This window comes from Herbaspirillum lusitanum (assembly GCF_026127345.1).
GTDB lineage: Bacteria > Pseudomonadota > Gammaproteobacteria > Burkholderiales > Burkholderiaceae_D > Herbaspirillum > Herbaspirillum lusitanum.
In genome coordinates this window covers 293,552-309,813 of sequence record NZ_QXFG01000003.1, presented here as the reverse complement: position 1 = coordinate 309,813, position 16,262 = coordinate 293,552, and the positions used below count along the sequence as shown (strand labels likewise).

The following is a 16,262-nucleotide window of genomic DNA, read 5'->3' as shown; positions in this document are numbered from 1 at the left end:
GCTACTTTATCTTAAAATGCAGCATCTTTGCGAAGGCTTCACGATGCCATCCAGACAATCTTCCCTTCCCTCCGCTTGCGCGCCCGCCGTCGCATTCTGGCGCGACGACGACTTGCCGTTCTGCGAAGGCCGGCGCGCGGTCGGCAGCGTCAGCTGTTATGCGCCGCACACGCACCCGACCTTCTCGATCGGCGTGGTCGACGCCGGCGCCAGCACGTTCTCTCTGCAGCAGAGGAAAACGCAGATCCGGCCCGGCGACGTCGTGCTGATCGGCGCCGACGAAGTGCATTCATGCAACCCCGGCGACCGCGAGAGCTGGGGCTATCGCATGTTCCATCTCGACCGCCAATGGCTGCTGCAATTGCTGCAGGAAAGCGGCATCGACGCCCTGCCTGCATCGCAGGTGCTGCGCTCGCCGCGTGCGGCCGCGCTGATGGATGACATCACCGCGGCCATGAGCGGCAAGGACGAAGCCTTGCAAAAGGAAACCGTGCTGATCGCCGCCTTGTGCGAACTGTTCGGGATATGCAAGGAAGCCGGCGTCGACCTGCATCAGGCGCGCCCCGCCGACCTGCAAAGCGTGCGCGATTATCTGCAAGGGCATTGCTGCGACAGGATCGCCCTCGACACATTGGCGCAGTTGGCCGGCGTCGGACGCTATCAGTTAATCCGCCAGTTCCGTGCGCAGTTCGGCATGACGCCGCACGCGCTGCAGCTCGACATGCGCATTAACCTGGCACGCGATTTCCTCCGGCGCGGCGCATCGCTGGCCGACGTCGCCTACCGCACCGGCTTCGCCGACCAGAGCCACTTCCATCGCATCTTCAAATCGCGCGTGGCGGCGACGCCGGCGCAATATCAGTTGATCGCCTAGACAGCAGCAACGACCGCAGCAATCGCAGTAATCGCCAGCGCCGTCCCGCCCAGCAGCAGGACGACCCCGGCCAGCCACTCGGCGCGCGCGAAATAGCGGGCGATCCACTGCGCCACGCGCACATTCGACACCGCCAGCACCAGTCCGGCATCCCAGATGAACACCGCCGCGAACATCCACAAGCCGTACAGCAGCTTGATGTGCATGCCGGTGCCGGCGCCGACCATCAGGGTGAACAGGCCGAGATAGAACAAGCCGTTTTTGGGATTCAGGCCGCCCGACAAAAAGCCGGCGGCGAAACCGCGCAGGAAACCGTCGCGTTTGATGCCACCCGCTTCTCCCGCCATCACCGGCGGTCCCGCACGACTGGCCTGCATGAAGGCCCAGCCGATATACGCCAGATACGCCGCTGCCAGTAGTTTCATCACCGTCAGCGCGCCCGGACTCCGCTGCAACAGGCTGAAACCGGCCAGCGCCAGCACGATGTAGACGCCGTTGGCGCAGGCGATGCCGAGGCTGGCGCCGACGCCGTTGCGACGGCCATGGCGCAAGGCGCTGCGCAACAGCAAAAGAAAATCCGGACCCGGGCTGACCAGCGCCAGCCAGTGCGCCGCCGCCAGCATGATGAATTCCTGCATGACCATATTGCATCGCTCCTCGAAGATGAGGTCCCGATGCTAGGCGGCATGGCGCCGGCCGTATTGAACAAAATTGCAGGCGAAGGCAACTTGCGGCAATTGACCACCGCCACTCCGAGCTACGCCATGTCCAATGTCGCAAGCGCTCGCGCGTCTCGGCGCCTATCGTTTTCCAGATGATGCCGGCCGACGTCGCCTGGACCTGTTTCACGCCACCCGGCGTTTTTTATTGCGCGTCGTTCAGATGGCAAGCCGACATATGTCCCGGCGCGATTTCCCGCAACAACGGCTTCTCCACCGAGCAGCGCGGCATCGCATGCGGGCAGCGCGGATGGAAGTGGCATCCCGAAGGTGGATTCAGCGGCGACGGGATCTCACCCTTGACGGCGAAGTAAGTGGCCTTGCCGACTTCCAGCTTCGGCGCCGAGGCCAGCAGCGCCTGCGTGTAGGGATGGTTGGCGCGCGCGAAGACGGCGTCGGTCGGTGCCGATTCGACGATGCGCCCCAGATACATGATCAGCACGCGGTCGGAAATGTGCCGTACCACGCCGAGGTCGTGGCTGATGAACAGATAGGTCAGGTCGAGCTCGTCGCGCAGCTTGATGAACAGGTTGAGCACCTGCGCCTGGATCGACACGTCGAGCGCCGCTACTGCTTCGTCGCAGACCAGGAATTTCGGCTTGACTGCGAGCGCGCGTGCAATGCCGACGCGGGCGCGCTGGCCGCCGGAAAACTGATGCGGAAAACGGCGCAGCATGTCGCCGCTCAGGCCCACGCGTTGCAGCAGGTCGGCAACATAGTCCTGCTGCTCGCGCTTGCCGGTGATGCCGTGCACGACCGGCGCTTCGCCGACGATGTCGACTACACGCAAGCGCGGATTGAGCGAGGCGTAGGGATCCTGGAAAATCATCTGGATCGCCAATTGGCGCTCGCGCCGTTGCTGTGGCGACAGCGCGTCGAGGTCTTCGCCGCGCCACAGGCGCCGGCCTTCGGTCAGGCCGTGCAGGCCGACCACCATGCGGCCCAGCGTCGATTTTCCGCACCCTGATTCACCGACCAGGCCGACCACTTCGCCGGCGTTGATGTGCAGACTGACGTCGTCGACCGCATGCACGACTTCTTCGTGCAGGACTTTGCCGAACGGCCGCGTGATCAGGTTGGAAGTCCTGGCGGCGCTGTCGAGCGGCTTGACGAAGCGTTTGGAGACGTGGCGCAGTTCCAGCAATGGCGGCATGGTGTCGTGTCCCTGGTTCATGCGGCGCTCCCGGCAAACTCATCGGCCATCGGATGAAAACAGCGCAAGGCGCGGCCGTCGACGATGCGCGTCTCCGGCGTCTGCGTGCATTCGATGGCGGCGTGCGCGCAGCGGTCGCGAAAGGCGCATCCGGACGGCAATTTCAGCAGCGACGGCGTGCTGCCGGGAATCTGGCGCAGGGCCTGGCCGCGCGGATTGCGCGACGGCGCCGAGGCGATCAGGCCGTGCGTGTACGGATGGCGTGGGCGAGTCAGCACCTGGGCGACCTCGCCGCTTTCAACGATGCGGCCGGCGTACATCACGCTGACGGTGTCGGCCAGCCCGACGACTACCGAAAGATCGTGGGTGATCCAGATCAGCGCCGTGCCGGATTCGCGGCACAGCTTCTGCATCTCGAACAGGATCTGGCCCTGGATGGTGACGTCGAGCGCGGTGGTCGGCTCGTCGCAAATGATCAGGTCCGGCTTGTTGAGCAGCGCAATCGCGATGGCGACGCGCTGGCGCATGCCGCCCGAGAACTGATGCGGATAGGCATTGAGGCGCTCGTCCGGCGCGGCGATGCCGACCCGCACCAGCGCATCGCGCGCCATCGCCAGCGCGGCGTCCTTGCTGACGTCCTGATGCGCGCGCACGGCCTCGATCATCTGGGTGTCGATGCGCAGCACCGGATTCAGCGTCATCATCGGATCCTGAAAGATCATCGCGATGCGGTTGCCGCGAATGCGGCGCATGTCTTCGGCGGGCAGGCTGCGCAGGTCGCGGCCATTGAGCAGGATGCGGCCGCCGGCCACTTTTCCCGGCTCGTCGATCAGGCCCATGATGGAATACCCGGTCATCGATTTTCCGGAACCGGATTCGCCGACCAGTCCCATGACCTGGCCCGGCCCGACGGTGAAGGACACGTCATCCACCGCGCGCGCGATGCCGCCGCGCGAGAGGAAATGCGTCTGCAGGTTTTCTACTTGCAAGGTGGCGGTCATCGCATTGTCTCCCTACTGTCCTTGCAGGCGCGGATTGAGCACGTCGCGCAACTGGTCGGCGACCAGGTTGATCGCCACCACGGTGGCCAGCAGCGCCACCCCGGGGAAGAAGCTGATCCAGTATTTTCCCGACATCAGGTATTGGAACCCATTGGAGATCAGCAGTCCCAGCGACGGCTCCGTTACCGGCAGGCCGAGCCCGAGGAAGGACAGCGTCGCCTCCAGCGAAATCGCCGACGCCACTTGCAGCGCCGCGATCACGATCAGCGGCGGCAAGCAGTTAGGCAACAGATGGCGGAACATGATGCGCAGCGGCGACAGGCCGAGCAGGCGCGCGGCTTCGATGTATTCCTTCTTGCGTTCCACCAGCGCCGTACTGCGCGTGGTGCGCGCGTAATACGCCCATTGCACGGTGACCAGCGCGATGATGATCTTGTCGACGCCGCGCCCGGTCAGCGCCAGCAGGATCAACGCCACCAGGATCGGCGGAAACGCCAGCTGGATGTCGGCCACGCGCATGATCAGCGCCTCGATGCGGCCGCCGGCATAGCCGGCCAGCAAACCCAGCGACAGGCCGATGGCCAGCGCAATCACGGTGCTGGTGACGCCGACCATGACGGAAATGCGCAAGCCGTACAGGATCGCCGACAGCATGTCGCGCCCCTGGTCGTCGGTGCCGAGCACATAGGTGAGATTGCCTTCCATGGCGGTCTTGCCGGGCTCCAGGCGCGAGTCCATGACGTCGAGATGCTCCAGGTCGTAGGGATTCTGCGGCGAGACCAGCGGTGCGAACAAGGCCGCCAGCAGGATCAACAGCAATAATGCGAACCCGAAAGTGGCGATGCGGCTGGCGAAATAGCCTTGCAGGAATCGCGTAAACGGTGTGTCGGCCTGGGTGATTTTTCGGGTTAATTTCGAAACCATGTCAGCCCTTCGCTTCCGATGTTTCAGACAAGCGCACACGTGGATCGAGCAGCGAATACAGCAGGTCGACACACAGGTTGATGAGGATGAAGATGACCACGATCAGCGACAGGAAGGCGACGATCACCGGCCGGTCGAGCACGCGGATCGAGTCGATCAGGAGCTTGCCGACGCCGGGCCAGGCGAAGATGGATTCGGTCACGATCGAGAAGGCGATAATGGAGCCGAACTGCAGCGCCACCACGGTGACGATCGGGATCAGGATGTTCTTGAGCACGTGCACGCCGATGATGCGGCTGTTGCGCAGGCCCTTGGCGCGCGCGAACTTGATGTAATCCTGCAGCAGCGCTTCCTGCGTGCCGGCGCGCGTGAGACGGATGATCAGCGCGATGTTGAACAGCGACAGGTTGAGCGCCGGCATCAGCAAATGCCTGAGTCCGTCCCAGGTCAGGAAGCCGAACGGGATGCCGAACAGCAGCGCCGTCTGGCCGCGTCCGCCGGTCGGCAGCCAGCCCAGCTCGACGGCGAACACCATGATCAGCATCAGCCCGACCCAGAAAGTCGGCAGCGAAAAACCGAAGATCGACACCGTCATGATGGTCTTGCCGGCGAAACTCTTGGGCCGCAAACCTGCCCACAACCCAAGCGGCAGTCCGATGACAATGGCGATCAGGATGGCGGCCACGGCCAGTTCCAGCGTGGCAGGCAGGCGCTCCAGGATCAGGCCCAATGCCGGCGTGGCGTAGACGAAAGAACGTCCCATGTCGCCGGCCAATGCATTCTTGATGAAGTAAAAGTATTGCACCCACAGCGGCTGGTCCAGGCCAAAGGCGGCGATCACGCGCGCGCGCTCGATCTGGTCGGCGTCGGCGCTGATCAGGATGTCGATGGGATTGCCGATGGCGTAGACGCTGGCGAACACCAGCAGCGACATCAGCAGCAACACGGCAAGGCTCTGGACGCAGCGGCGGATTATGAAAACAAGCATTGGCGGTTGGCTGGTGAATGAAAAAACTGCGAAAAGCGAATGGTGCAGAAAACATGCAAGAGAAGCAACTACATTTGTGGAAGCCGTTCAAGCCTGGGAGTAATATAGACGAGACCGCGACAAAAGACTCGTCGTCGCCATCATCAACACCCAGTATCGAAATGACAACACAGCAGCAAGGTACGCATCATGAAACTCATCGATCCCATCACCAGATTCCATGCCGAATTGCAAAAGATCCGGCGCGACATCCACGCTCATCCCGAACTGAGCTATGAAGAACAGCGCACCTCCGACGTCGTCGCGCAAAAGCTGACCGAATGGGGCATTCCGGTGGTGCGCGGACTAGGCGTCACCGGCGTGGTCGGCATCATCAAGAGCGGCGACGGTCCGCGTGCGATCGGCCTGCGCGCCGACATGGACGCCTTGCCGATGCCGGAGCTGAACACCTTCCCGCACGCTTCCAAAAACGCCGGCAAGATGCACGCCTGCGGCCACGACGGCCACACCGCCATGCTGCTGGGCGCGGCGCATCACTTGTCGCAGCATCGCGATTTCAACGGTACCGTGTATGTGATTTTCCAGCCGGCCGAAGAAGGCGGCCGCGGCGCCGAGCGCATGATCCAGGATGGCCTGTTTGAACAATATCCGATGGATGCGGTGTTCGGCATGCACAACTGGCCGGGCATGAAAGCCGGCACCTTCGGCGTCACGCCGGGACCGATGATGGCGTCGAGCAATGAGTTCGAAGTGATCGTCAAAGGAAAGGGTTCGCACGCGGCGCAGCCGCATAAATCCATCGACCCGGTGATGACGGCGGTGCAAATCGCGCAGAGCTGGCAGACCATCGTTTCGCGCAATGCCAACCCCAACGATCCGGCCGTCTTGTCGATCACGCAGATCCACGCCGGCAGCGCCACCAATGTCATTCCCGACAATGCCAGCCTGATCGGCACCGTGCGCACCTTCAGCACGCCGGTGCTGGACCTGATTGAGCGCCGCATGCGCGAGATCGCGCAACATACGGCCGCAGCCTTCGATGCCGAAGTCGATTTCAACTTCCAGCGCAACTATCCGCCGCTGATCAATCATGCGAAAGAAACCGCATTCGCCGTCGAAGTCCTGCAAGGCATCGTCGGCGCCGACAATGTCGATGCCGCGGTCGAACCGACCATGGGCGCGGAAGATTTCGCCTTCATGCTGCAGCACAAACCCGGCTGCTATGTCTTCATCGGCAACGGCGAAGGCGGCCATCGCGACAGCGGTCATGGCCTCGGTCCGTGCAACCTGCACAATCCGAGTTACGACTTCAACGATGATTTGCTGCCGCTCGGCGCGACCTATTGGGTGCGTCTGGCGGAGGCCTTTCTGAAGCCGCAATAGACTTTTTGATCGCGTTGAAAAAACGGCGGGCCATCATGGCGCCGCCGTTTTTATTGCGTGCTTACTGCATGACCTACCTGGCAAGAATCGCTACAGCCTGCTTGCCGTAGTTCACGATGTAACCGCCGTTCGCCTGCTGCCAGGCGCGCGCGGTCGGTTCGTCGGGAAACCAGTTCTGCTCGAAGTCGCCGAACTGGCCCTGCTCGAAACGATAGCGATCCAACACCGCGGTTTCACGAAGATCAATCTCCTGCTTGCAGATGTCCCAATTGGGAAAGCCGAGTTCGCGCGCCAGCATGTGCAGGATATGTTTCAGCTGCAGCGTCTCGCGTACGCCGTACAGATCGGTGACGGCGAGCTCCGGCATGAGACCGGCGTCGATCACCCGGCGCAGCACCGGCAAGGCTTTGCTGGGCTGGTCGGCGCGACCGTCGCGCACCAACCGGCGTGCATGTCGGCGCAGGAATTCGCTGTTGCAGCAGGGTTCGCCGGCAACAGTACTCAATTGCTTGAACAGGGGATGGGAGGTAGACCACATAACGTTCCTTTCATATCGACCGTTCTCGCTACGGTCATATCAAGGTTTCAACGTCAGGGCATATCCGAAAGGGAAGGTGCGCGTAACAATGAACAGGTGCGTCAGCTTTCGCGAGACCGGGCCTCCTGTCAGGCCCGGCGCCATTGTAGCGGCTTTCGCGCGGGGTCTGCAACCGCAGGCCGCGAACTATGTTCACGGACCGTTGTTTCGGGCATCATCGCAAGACAAGTCATAACAAGGAGAAACAATGAAACTGCTCGCCGACATCCTGGTGGCGCTGATCGCCGTGCTGCATGTCTGGATCCTGGTGCTGGAGATGTTCCTGTGGACCAAGCCGCTGGGGCTGAAGACCTTCCGCCAGTCGCGGGAAGCGGCCGAGGCGTCCAGGGTGCTGGCCGCCAATCAGGGCCTTTACAACGGTTTTCTCGCAGCGGGACTGGCGTGGGGGCTGATCTCCGGCGATGGCGCGATCAAGCTGTTCTTCGTCGCCTGCGTGCTGGTCGCGGGGATCTACGGCGGCCTCACCGCCAAACGCTCCATCCTGTATGTGCAGGGATTGCCGGCCTTGCTGGCGTTGCTCGCGCTGCTGGCGGCGCGCTAGGGCCTGATTTACTGCTGCGGCGACGCTGCCTGCCTGGCCACCGTGGCCTGGCGCAACAGGCGGATGTCGCCGTACCAGGCTTCCACTTTCCCTTCGGTGTTGTCGGTGTCGGTGAGCACGCCGACACCGATCAGCCGTCCCGGCTGTTCGCCGTATACCTTCACGTAATCGTCGACGATGTTGCGCTGGTAGCTGACCCACTGGCCGACATTGGCCGCGCCGCTTTCGGCCACCAGCATCTGGATGCGGCCGGTGCGCGTGTTGGCGATGACGCTCTCCTTGGGCGCCTTGTTTTCCCAGATGTACATCAGCGTGGCGTAGGGAAATTCATGTCCCGACAACAGCTTGGCGGTGTCGAACAGGATCGTGTCCATGAAGGACAGCTTGTTCTTGTCGCCGTCGAAGGCCAGCACGATGCGCACCGGCGAGTCTTCGGTGTCGCGGAAACGATTGTCGGCGGTCTTGATCAAGGCCGAGGTCTTCCAGCTCCAGCTCAGCCAAGGTTGTTTGACCGGGTCGATATTGACCTCGTGGCGCAGGCCCGATGACGCCTTGTCGGCGAAGGCGCGCAATACCGTGCGGTCGCCGTCCCTGACCAGGCCGTATTCGGTCGCCTTCTTCTTGCGCATGAAGCTCAGCGGCTCCCATTCCTTGGGCAAGCCTTGCGCCGGGTTGCTCGAGAACAGCGCGAGCGCCTGGTCCAGCTTGACCTGCTTGGCGACCGGATCATGTACTTTTTGCGTGTTGGCGCAGGCGGCGAGGATGGCGACCATGCCGGCCAGCATGGCCAGGCGCAGGGAAGACGGCAGCGAAGAGGTGACGACAGACTTCATGGATTCCCGGCGAAATTGCGAAGATGGAAAGTGGGCGCAGCTGCGGTTGGATTTTTCTGTTTCAATTTTGCTGGCGCAGGATATTGATGAACATCTTCCCTATCGATGACAGGGTGGCGTTTTTGCGGGTCACGATACCATAGTGCTCGATGCGGGTCTTCAGATGCACGGGCAGGATGCACAGCATTTGCTTGGCCGCGAAGAAGTGCGCGATATCCAGCGGCATCACGGCGACCATGTTCGATTGCGCCAGCAAGGTGACCGTGACGAACGGCGATGCCGTTTCGATAACATTGGCCGGCACCTTCATTCCCTCCAGCTTGAATTCGTGCTCGATCCAGATGCGCATCGGCATATTGCTGGAATACAGGATCCATGACGAGGTCGACAATTCCTGCAGGCGCACCTTCTGCGCGGTTGCCAGGTGATGATCCAGCCCGGTGACGATGCACATCGGTTCGCCACGCAGCATTTCATAGTTGTACAGCTGCGGCTGTGAACTCACCGAGGAACGTCCCACCATCAGGTCGATGCGCCCCTGATCCAGCAGCAGCAGCTGGCGCGCGCTGGTGTCTTCGGTGATTTCGATCGAGACCTCCGGCTGGACCTCGCGCAGGCGCGTCAGCGCGCGCGTCACCAGCGGCGCCGCGCCCATGATGGTGCCGATCGACAACCTGCCGCCCTGCCCGGTCAGCATGCCCTGCAACTCGTCGCGCAGATTACTGATGTCGCTCTGGATCAGGCGCGCATAACGGATCACGCAACGACCCAGCTCGGTGGCTTCGATACCACGCGTCGACCGGTCGAACAATGTCACCCCCAGCGCCGACTCCATTTCATGCAGCGCCTTGGTGGCGGCCGGCTGCGTCATGTGCATGACTTCTGCGGCCTTGTGCAGCGAACCTTGCTCGTCGAGCGCCGTCAGCAAGGCCACCTGCTTGAAACGCAGGCGACTGACGATCGCGCTCACCGAGGGCAAAACCGCTGGCGTTTCCTGAGTTGCCTGCGGTTGGTTATCACCCGATGAATTAAGGTCATTAGACATCGTTGTGGAAGCCTCTTATATTTTGTCCAGCAAAAACATAATGCTAACGCATCCATACTCGAGAGGATGTGAATAATTTCATGGAGACATTGGCGAAATTGATCTGAGCGCCGTTGCACACAGCAAAGCGCACGATTGATTCGACCTGCCGGCGCCTATGCTGCGCCACAGCATGCGATGCGCGCTGCGCCATCGCCGGATGTCTCCATATCAACATCGGAGACAACGTGAGACTGATTCAATTCGAAGACCGCCAGGGCAGCCGCAAAGTCGGCATCGTGTGCGGCAAGGCCATCAACGTGGTTTCCCAGGTCAGCACCATGCACGAGCTGGCCCTGCTGGCGATTGCCGAAGGCAATTCGCTGGAACGCCAGGCGCAACTGCTCAACAGCAACACCTCGGAAGATTACGCCGCCATCCTGAAGGAAAACCGCATCCTGGCGCCGCTGGACCATGCGGACCCGGCGCATTGCCTGGTGTCCGGCACCGGCCTGACGCACTTGGGCAGCGCCTCCACGCGCGACAAGATGCACCAGAAGCTGGACGATGATGAAAGCGCCATGACCGACACCATGCGCATGTTCAAGTGGGGCCTGGAAGGTGGACGTCCGGGTCGCGGCAAGGTCGGGGCACAACCGGAATGGTTCTACAAGGGCGACGGCGACATCGTGGTCAATCCGGGCGCCGCCTTCCCGATGCCGGAGTTTGCCGAAGACGCCGGCGAAGAGCCAGAGCTGACCGGCCTGTACATCATCGGCGACGACGGCCAGCCGCATCGCCTCGGTTTCGCCATCGGCAATGAGTTTTCCGATCACGTGGTCGAGCGCAAGAATTACCTGTACCTGGCGCACTCGAAGCTGCGCTACTGCTCGTTCGGCCCGGAACTGCTGGTCGGCGAACTGCCGGCCAACCTGGTCGGCATGAGCCGCATCCGTCGCGACGGCCGCGTCATCTGGGAGAAGGAATTCCTCTCCGGCCAGGACAACATGTGCCATGCCATCGAGAACCTGGAGTACCACCACTTCAAGTACAACCAGTTCCTGCGGCCGGGCGACATCCACGTGCATTTCTTCGGCACCGCGACGCTGTCGTTTGCCGACGGCGTGCGCACGCAGTTGGGCGACACCTTCGAAATCAGCCTGCCGGATTTCGGCGAACCATTGGTCAACGGTATTGCACGCGAACAATCGCGCATCGCCATCGACGGCATCAAAGTACTTTGATCGACAGGTAGCAAGTTTCAGGAATGTCGTCATTACCGAAAATAAAAGCGCCCATCAAGAGGCGATTGCCGATACGCTCACCGGACCGGACAACGATCCGCAGCGCATCAATAATGAATTGTCCTGAGTAGCGGACCTTCCGGTCCGGCCAGGCCTCAGCAAGGAGACCCAGCAATGCCAACACACTTCCAGCCGACGTGCGTCATGAGAATGTTCATGAGGACGTCTGCCTGCCCAGTTCCATCTGTCCTTCATCCATGCCTTGGATAGCTGCCTGATTTGCAGCCTGTTCAGCAGCCTGATTACCCGGCTTCCCGGAATCAGCCGCCGTCCCGAAGACTTCTGGAGACTTCATGCATTACACCTTTGATTTCATGAGCGTGTTCGTCAACTGGCCCCGTTTGCTCGAAGGCGCCTGGCTGACGATACAGTTATCCGCGCTTTCCATCGTATTGGGCTTTGTGGTCGGCACCCTGTGCGCCATCGCCTTCAAGAGCAAGAGCTGGCTGCTGCAGGCGCTGGTCAAGACCTATGTCGAGATCATCCGCAACACGCCGCTGCTGGTGCAGGTGTTCCTGGTCTATTTCGGCCTGGCCAGCATCGGCTTGCGGCTGACTGCGGAAACCGCCGCCGTGATCGCGCTGACCGTCAACGTCGGCGCCTACACCGCGGAGATCATGCGCGCCGGCATCAACTCCATTCACCCCGGCCAGATCGAAGCGGCCGAATGCCTGGGCATGTCGAAGTTCCATGTCTACTGGCATGTGGTGTTGCTGCCTGCGGTGGAACGCGTTTATCCATCGCTGACCAGCCAGTTCATCCTGCTGATGCTGGCATCGAGCATCACGTCGCAGATCTCTGCCGAAGAACTGACCGCCACCGCCAACCTGGTGCAGTCGGAAACCTTCCGCAGCTTTGAAGTGTATGTGGTGATCGCCGTTGCCTACCTGGCCTTGTCGTTCCTGTTCCGCGCCGCGTTCTGGCTGGTCGGGAAGACCGCGTTTGTGCGCAAGCGCAAGCTCGGCACCAATCTGTAAGGAGACAACGTGACCTCATTTACCTTTTTACATGTCGAATACCTGTTGCAGGCGGCGGTCTGGACCATCGTGCTGTCGCTGGTGGCGTTCGCCTTTGGCGGCGCGGCCGGCTTCGTGATCGCGCTGTGGCGCGTGTCCCCCAACAAGACGCTGCGCGCCATCGCCAGCTGGTACATCCAGATCGTCCAGGGCATCCCGCTGCTGGTGATCCTGTTCGTGGCCTACTTCGGCCTGGCGATAGCAGGCTTCAAGCTGTCGCCGCTGGTGGCGGCCGGGATTTCGTTCGCGGTGTATTGCGCCGCCTTCCTCGGCGAGATCTGGCGCGGCTGCATCCAAGCGGTGCCAAAGACCCAGTGGGAAGCGTCGGAATGCCTGGGCTTCAACCGCTTCGAGCAATTGCAGAAAGTGATCCTGCCGCAAGCGTTCAAGATCGCCATTCCGCCGACTGTCGGCTTCATGGTGCAAATCGTCAAGAACACGTCGCTGGCGTCGGTGATCGGCTTCGTCGATCTGTCGCGCGCCGGCCAGATCATCAACAACTCGACTTTCCAGCCGTTCACCGTGTTCGGCTGCGTGGCCCTGATTTATTTTTGTCTCTGCTATCCGCTGTCGGCGCTGAGCAAGCACTTTGAAAGGAAATTGAATGTCAGCAATCGTTAGCATCAACAATCTGCACAAGAGCTTCGGCACGAACAAGGTGTTGAACGGCGTCTCGCTGGATGTGCAGAAGGGCCAGATGGTTGCGATCATCGGTCGCAGCGGATCGGGCAAGAGCACCTTGCTGCGTTGCCTCAACGGACTGGAGCGCATCGACTCGGGCGACATCAACGTCTGCGGCCATGACATCCATCATCCGGACAAACTCAACCTGCGTGAACTGCGCAAGCAGGTCGGCATCGTGTTCCAGAGCTACAACCTGTTCCCGCACGTGACCGTGGAGCGCAACATCACGCTGGCGCTGACCACCATCAAGAAGATGGCGACAGCAGAGGCGAAAAAAATCGCGCACAATGTGCTGACGCTGGTCGGTCTGGAAGCCAAGAAGGAAGCCTATCCGGAGCAACTCTCCGGCGGCCAGGCGCAGCGCGTGGCAATTGCCCGCTCGCTGGCGATGGCGCCGGAACTGATGCTGTTCGACGAAGTGACGTCGGCGCTCGATCCGGAACTGACCGGCGAAGTATTGAAGGTCATGGAAGACTTGTCCAAGCAGGGCATGACCATGGTGCTGGTCACGCATGAAATGGCGTTCGCGCGCAAACTGGCCGATGTGCTGGTGTTCATGCACCAGGGAAAAGTCTGGGAAATGGGGCCTCCGGACGAGTTGTTCACCAATCCCAAGACCGCTGAACTGGCGAAGTTCGTCAGCAGCGAGTTGTAATTTTCGAATCAGCAGAAAATAGCTTCACCACGTTGCAGTAAAAATCGATACCTCAGGAGACAACATGAAAACTTTATCCAATTTCACCAAAAAAGCTGCAGCCGTCATGCTCGGCCTGGCCTGCTTCGCCCAGGTGGTCCATGCCGACACGCTGGCCGACATCAAGGCGCGCAAGAAAGTGCTGATCGCCGTCGACCTCGGCGCGCCGCCGTTCGGCATGACCAACGCCAAGCTGGAACCGCAGGGCTCGGACGTGGAAACCGCACGCGCGCTGGCCAAGGATCTGGGCGTGGAACTGGAAATCGTGCAAGTCACCGGCCCGAACCGCGTGCCTTTCCTGATGACCGGCAAGGCCGACATGGTCATCGCCACGTTCAGTATCACGCCTGAACGCGCCAAGGTCATCAGCTTCACGCATCCGTACGGCGCGTCGCAATTCGTCGTCGCCGCACCGAAGGGCACCGCGATCAAGAGCCTGGCCGACCTGAACGGCAAGCGTATCGCCGTCGTGCGCGGCAACATGCAGGATTCCCTGCTGACGCCGCTGGCGCCGAAGGGCGCCACCATCGTGCGCTTTGACGATGATGCCACCGTGACCGCTGCCGTCGTGTCGGGCCAGGTTGACGGCCTGTGCACACCGAATGCGCTGGCTGCCGCGATCGCTCGCCAGAATCCATCCAAAGGCCTGGAAACCAAGTTCGCGATCAAGGACATCCCTTACGCCATCGGCATCCGTCAAAACGAACCTGAACTGCAAAAATGGCTGAACGCCTGGGTCGACACCAACACCAAGAACGGTCGCCTCGGTCAGATCTACCAGCAATGGGTCGGTACGCCGATGCCTGACCTGGCGCAATTTGCGACGAAGTAATTTGCAGTGAAGTAAGTGAGCATCATGTAAGCAGCAACACGCACACGGCCGGCGCCATTGCTTAGCAGTGCGTCGGCCGACATGCCATTCACTGTTGCCGATAGCCGATATTTGCCGATTTTTACCGAGATCATCATGAAACCTATTTCTCCCGTCATTCGATTGAATCCTGTCGATGATGTTGTCATTGCGCGCCGCCAGCTGATCACCGGCACCATTCTCGAAGAAGAGAACGGCCTGCGGGTCGCGGCGCTGATCCCCGCCGGCCACAAGATGGCGACACGCGCCATCGCCGTCGGCCAGCCGATCAAGCGTTATGGACAAATCATCGGCACCGCCAGCCAAGCCATCGAGCCAGGTCAGCACGTGCACACGCACAATCTGGCCATGGCGGAGTTTTCGCGCGAGCATTCCTTCGGCGCCGATTTCAAGCCCGTCGATTATGTCGACACGCCTGCCACCTTCCTCGGCATCAGGCGCCAGGACGGTCGCGTCGCCACGCGCAATTACATCGGTGTGCTGACCTCGGTGAATTGCTCGGCCACCGCCGCACGCGCGATTGCAGATTACTTCCGCCGCGACATCCACCCGGAAGCGCTGGCTGATTTCCCCAACGTCGACGGTATCGTTGCGCTGACCCACGGCCTCGGCTGCGCGGTTGACTCGGAAGGCGAACCGCTGGCAATGCTGCGCCGTACCCTGGCTGGTTACGCCAAGCATCCGAACTTCGCTGCCGTGCTGATCGTCGGCCTCGGCTGCGAGACCAATCAGATCTCCGGCCTGCTGGAAGCGCACAATCTGAAAGAGAACGAGTACTTCCACACCTTCACGATCCAGAGCACCGGCGGCACTGCCAAGACGGTCGCGCTGGGTATCGAGAAGATCAAGAAGATGCTGCCCAAGGCCAATGACGTCAAACGTGAACCGGTTCCGGCCAGCCACCTGACGCTGGGCCTGCAATGCGGCGGCTCGGACGGCTATTCGGGCATCACCGCCAATCCGGCATTGGGCGCCGCAGTCGACTTGCTGGTCAGGCACGGCGGCACCGCGATCCTGTCGGAAACGCCGGAAATCTACGGCGCGGAGCACTTGCTGACGCGTCGCGCAGTGTCGTCGGAAGTCGGCGAAAAGCTGCTGGCGCGCATTGCGTGGTGGGAAGAATACTGCGCCAAGAACGGCGCCGAAATGAACAACAATCCTTCCGCCGGCAACAAGGCAGGCGGCTTGACGACCATCCTGGAAAAATCGCTGGGCGCCGTCGCCAAGGGCGGCACGTCCAACCTGATGGACGTCTACAAATATGCGGAGACGGTGACGGCCAAGGGCTTTGTCTTCATGGATACGCCAGGCTACGATCCTATCTCTGCAACCGGGCAAGTCGCCGGCGGCGCCAACATGATCTGCTTCACCACCGGCCGTGGTTCGGCCTATGGCTGCGCACCGTCGCCGTCGCTGAAACTGGCGACCAACACGGCATTGTGGCAACGCCAGGAAGAAGACATGGACATCAACTGCGGTGAAATTGCCGACGGTCTGGCCACGCCGCAGGAAATCGGCGCCAAGTTCTTCCAGATGATCCTCGACACCGCCTCGGGCAAGAAGACCAAGAGCGAGTTGCATGGCTACGGCCAAGACGAGTTCGTGCCCTGGCATATCGGCGTTTATACCTGATCGCCTGCAATTTCCTCTGCTTG

General features: G+C 61.4%; 19 protein-coding genes. 9 read left to right on the top strand and 10 right to left on the bottom strand.

The genetic code is table 11. The annotated features are described in order from the left end of the window. Positions 1–43 precede the first annotated feature (43 nt). Positions 44–874, top strand: coding sequence for an AraC family transcriptional regulator (locus DXT88_RS02685; RefSeq protein WP_265211470.1), 831 nt, complete (start codon positions 44–46; stop codon positions 872–874). Here DXT88_RS02685 and DXT88_RS02680 read toward each other — a convergent pair. From DXT88_RS02680 to DXT88_RS02660, 5 genes are all read right to left on the bottom strand, one after another. After that, positions 871–1,512 carry a LysE family translocator gene (locus tag DXT88_RS02680; protein ID WP_265211469.1) on the bottom strand — a complete coding sequence of 214 codons (642 nt, stop codon included), beginning with the start codon at positions 1,510–1,512 and terminating at the stop codon, positions 871–873. The genes DXT88_RS02685 and DXT88_RS02680 overlap by 4 nt on opposite strands. Before the next feature lie 226 nt (positions 1,513–1,738). Next, on the bottom strand, positions 1,739–2,767 hold the full coding sequence (locus DXT88_RS02675; protein WP_265211468.1) for an ABC transporter ATP-binding protein: 1,029 nt from the start codon (positions 2,765–2,767) through the stop codon (positions 1,739–1,741). Next, positions 2,764–3,747, bottom strand: a complete 984-nt coding sequence (locus tag DXT88_RS02670; protein WP_265211467.1) for an ABC transporter ATP-binding protein — start codon at positions 3,745–3,747, stop codon at positions 2,764–2,766. Before DXT88_RS02670 ends, DXT88_RS02675 begins: the two co-directional genes overlap by 4 nt. 12 nt (positions 3,748–3,759) lie before the next feature. Beyond that, a complete protein-coding gene (locus DXT88_RS02665; protein ID WP_265211466.1) occupies positions 3,760–4,671 on the bottom strand; it encodes an ABC transporter permease in 912 nt (303 codons plus the stop codon). Between the two features lies 1 nt (position 4,672). Next, positions 4,673–5,659, bottom strand: a complete 987-nt coding sequence (locus DXT88_RS02660; RefSeq protein WP_265211465.1) for an ABC transporter permease — start codon at positions 5,657–5,659, stop codon at positions 4,673–4,675. A 189-nt stretch (positions 5,660–5,848) separates the two neighbouring features. Between DXT88_RS02660 and DXT88_RS02655 the strand changes: the two genes are divergently transcribed. Next, positions 5,849–7,042 carry a M20 aminoacylase family protein gene (locus tag DXT88_RS02655; RefSeq protein ID WP_265211464.1) on the top strand — a complete coding sequence of 398 codons (1,194 nt, stop codon included), beginning with the start codon at positions 5,849–5,851 and terminating at the stop codon, positions 7,040–7,042. Between the two features lie 73 nt (positions 7,043–7,115). Here DXT88_RS02655 and DXT88_RS02650 read toward each other — a convergent pair whose 3' ends face one another. Continuing rightward, positions 7,116–7,580, bottom strand: a complete 465-nt coding sequence (locus DXT88_RS02650; RefSeq protein WP_265211463.1) for a hypothetical protein — start codon at positions 7,578–7,580, stop codon at positions 7,116–7,118. Positions 7,581–7,827: 247 nt separating this feature from the next. Here DXT88_RS02650 and DXT88_RS02645 point away from each other — a divergent pair, with 247 nt between their 5' ends. Further along, positions 7,828–8,181 (top strand): DUF1304 domain-containing protein, encoded by a 354-nt coding sequence (locus DXT88_RS02645; protein WP_016832909.1) that lies wholly within the window; start codon positions 7,828–7,830, stop codon positions 8,179–8,181. Positions 8,182–8,189: 8 nt separating this feature from the next. Here DXT88_RS02645 and DXT88_RS02640 read toward each other — a convergent pair whose 3' ends face one another. Further along, positions 8,190–9,014, bottom strand: a complete 825-nt coding sequence (locus DXT88_RS02640; protein WP_265211462.1) for a DUF3047 domain-containing protein — start codon at positions 9,012–9,014, stop codon at positions 8,190–8,192. Positions 9,015–9,075: 61 nt separating this feature from the next. After that, positions 9,076–10,059 carry a LysR family transcriptional regulator gene (locus DXT88_RS02635; RefSeq protein ID WP_265211461.1) on the bottom strand — a complete coding sequence of 328 codons (984 nt, stop codon included), beginning with the start codon at positions 10,057–10,059 and terminating at the stop codon, positions 9,076–9,078. Between the two features lie 227 nt (positions 10,060–10,286). Between DXT88_RS02635 and araD1 the strand changes: the two genes are divergently transcribed. Beyond that, entirely contained in the window at positions 10,287–11,282 is a 996-nt protein-coding gene (gene araD1 / locus DXT88_RS02630; RefSeq protein WP_265211460.1) for an AraD1 family protein, read from the top strand. Here the strand turns inward: araD1 and DXT88_RS02625 are convergent. Both DXT88_RS02625 and DXT88_RS02620 read right to left on the bottom strand, forming a co-directional pair. Further along, entirely contained in the window at positions 11,269–11,463 is a 195-nt protein-coding gene (locus DXT88_RS02625; protein ID WP_016832906.1) for a hypothetical protein, read from the bottom strand. The two genes, araD1 and DXT88_RS02625, sit on opposite strands and share 14 nt — an antisense overlap. A gap of 33 nt (positions 11,464–11,496) precedes the next feature. Next, a complete protein-coding gene (locus DXT88_RS02620; RefSeq protein ID WP_016832905.1) occupies positions 11,497–11,637 on the bottom strand; it encodes a hypothetical protein in 141 nt (46 codons plus the stop codon). Between DXT88_RS02620 and DXT88_RS02615 the strand changes: the two genes are divergently transcribed. The 5 genes from DXT88_RS02615 (at position 11,636) to DXT88_RS02595 (ending at position 16,239) form a co-directional block, all read left to right on the top strand. Beyond that, on the top strand, positions 11,636–12,319 hold the full coding sequence (locus DXT88_RS02615; protein ID WP_016832904.1) for an amino acid ABC transporter permease: 684 nt from the start codon (positions 11,636–11,638) through the stop codon (positions 12,317–12,319). The genes DXT88_RS02620 and DXT88_RS02615 overlap by 2 nt on opposite strands. Before the next feature lie 9 nt (positions 12,320–12,328). Then, complete coding sequence (locus tag DXT88_RS02610) at positions 12,329–12,979, top strand: amino acid ABC transporter permease (RefSeq protein ID WP_016832903.1); 651 nt, start codon at positions 12,329–12,331, stop codon at positions 12,977–12,979. Further along, entirely contained in the window at positions 12,963–13,697 is a 735-nt protein-coding gene (locus tag DXT88_RS02605; protein ID WP_016832902.1) for an amino acid ABC transporter ATP-binding protein, read from the top strand. Before DXT88_RS02610 ends, DXT88_RS02605 begins: the two co-directional genes overlap by 17 nt. Before the next feature lie 64 nt (positions 13,698–13,761). Further along, positions 13,762–14,568 (top strand): transporter substrate-binding domain-containing protein, encoded by an 807-nt coding sequence (locus DXT88_RS02600; protein ID WP_016832901.1) that lies wholly within the window; start codon positions 13,762–13,764, stop codon positions 14,566–14,568. Between the two features lie 135 nt (positions 14,569–14,703). Continuing rightward, complete coding sequence (locus DXT88_RS02595) at positions 14,704–16,239, top strand: UxaA family hydrolase (RefSeq protein WP_265211459.1); 1,536 nt, start codon at positions 14,704–14,706, stop codon at positions 16,237–16,239. Positions 16,240–16,262 lie beyond the last annotated feature (23 nt).

Bases quoted from the DNA above. Each gene is read 5' to 3' on its own strand.
- DXT88_RS02685 (WP_265211470.1), top strand. From the start codon at position 44: ATGCCATCCAGACAATCTTCCCTTCCCTCCGCTTGCGCGCCCGCCGTC.
- DXT88_RS02680 (WP_265211469.1), bottom strand. From the start codon at position 1,512: ATGCAGGAATTCATCATGCTGGCGGCGGCGCACTGGCTGGCGCTGGTC.
- DXT88_RS02675 (WP_265211468.1), bottom strand. From the start codon at position 2,767: ATGAACCAGGGACACGACACCATGCCGCCATTGCTGGAACTGCGCCAC.
- DXT88_RS02670 (WP_265211467.1), bottom strand. From the start codon at position 3,747: ATGACCGCCACCTTGCAAGTAGAAAACCTGCAGACGCATTTCCTCTCG.
- DXT88_RS02665 (WP_265211466.1), bottom strand. From the start codon at position 4,671: ATGGTTTCGAAATTAACCCGAAAAATCACCCAGGCCGACACACCGTTT.
- DXT88_RS02660 (WP_265211465.1), bottom strand. From the start codon at position 5,659: ATGCTTGTTTTCATAATCCGCCGCTGCGTCCAGAGCCTTGCCGTGTTG.
- DXT88_RS02655 (WP_265211464.1), top strand. From the start codon at position 5,849: ATGAAACTCATCGATCCCATCACCAGATTCCATGCCGAATTGCAAAAG.
- DXT88_RS02650 (WP_265211463.1), bottom strand. From the start codon at position 7,580: ATGTGGTCTACCTCCCATCCCCTGTTCAAGCAATTGAGTACTGTTGCC.
- DXT88_RS02645 (WP_016832909.1), top strand. From the start codon at position 7,828: ATGAAACTGCTCGCCGACATCCTGGTGGCGCTGATCGCCGTGCTGCAT.
- DXT88_RS02640 (WP_265211462.1), bottom strand. From the start codon at position 9,014: ATGAAGTCTGTCGTCACCTCTTCGCTGCCGTCTTCCCTGCGCCTGGCC.
- DXT88_RS02635 (WP_265211461.1), bottom strand. From the start codon at position 10,059: ATGTCTAATGACCTTAATTCATCGGGTGATAACCAACCGCAGGCAACT.
- DXT88_RS02615 (WP_016832904.1), top strand. From the start codon at position 11,636: ATGCATTACACCTTTGATTTCATGAGCGTGTTCGTCAACTGGCCCCGT.
- DXT88_RS02620 (WP_016832905.1), bottom strand. From the start codon at position 11,637: ATGAAGTCTCCAGAAGTCTTCGGGACGGCGGCTGATTCCGGGAAGCCG.
- DXT88_RS02605 (WP_016832902.1), top strand. From the start codon at position 12,963: ATGTCAGCAATCGTTAGCATCAACAATCTGCACAAGAGCTTCGGCACG.
- DXT88_RS02600 (WP_016832901.1), top strand. From the start codon at position 13,762: ATGAAAACTTTATCCAATTTCACCAAAAAAGCTGCAGCCGTCATGCTC.
- DXT88_RS02595 (WP_265211459.1), top strand. From the start codon at position 14,704: ATGAAACCTATTTCTCCCGTCATTCGATTGAATCCTGTCGATGATGTT.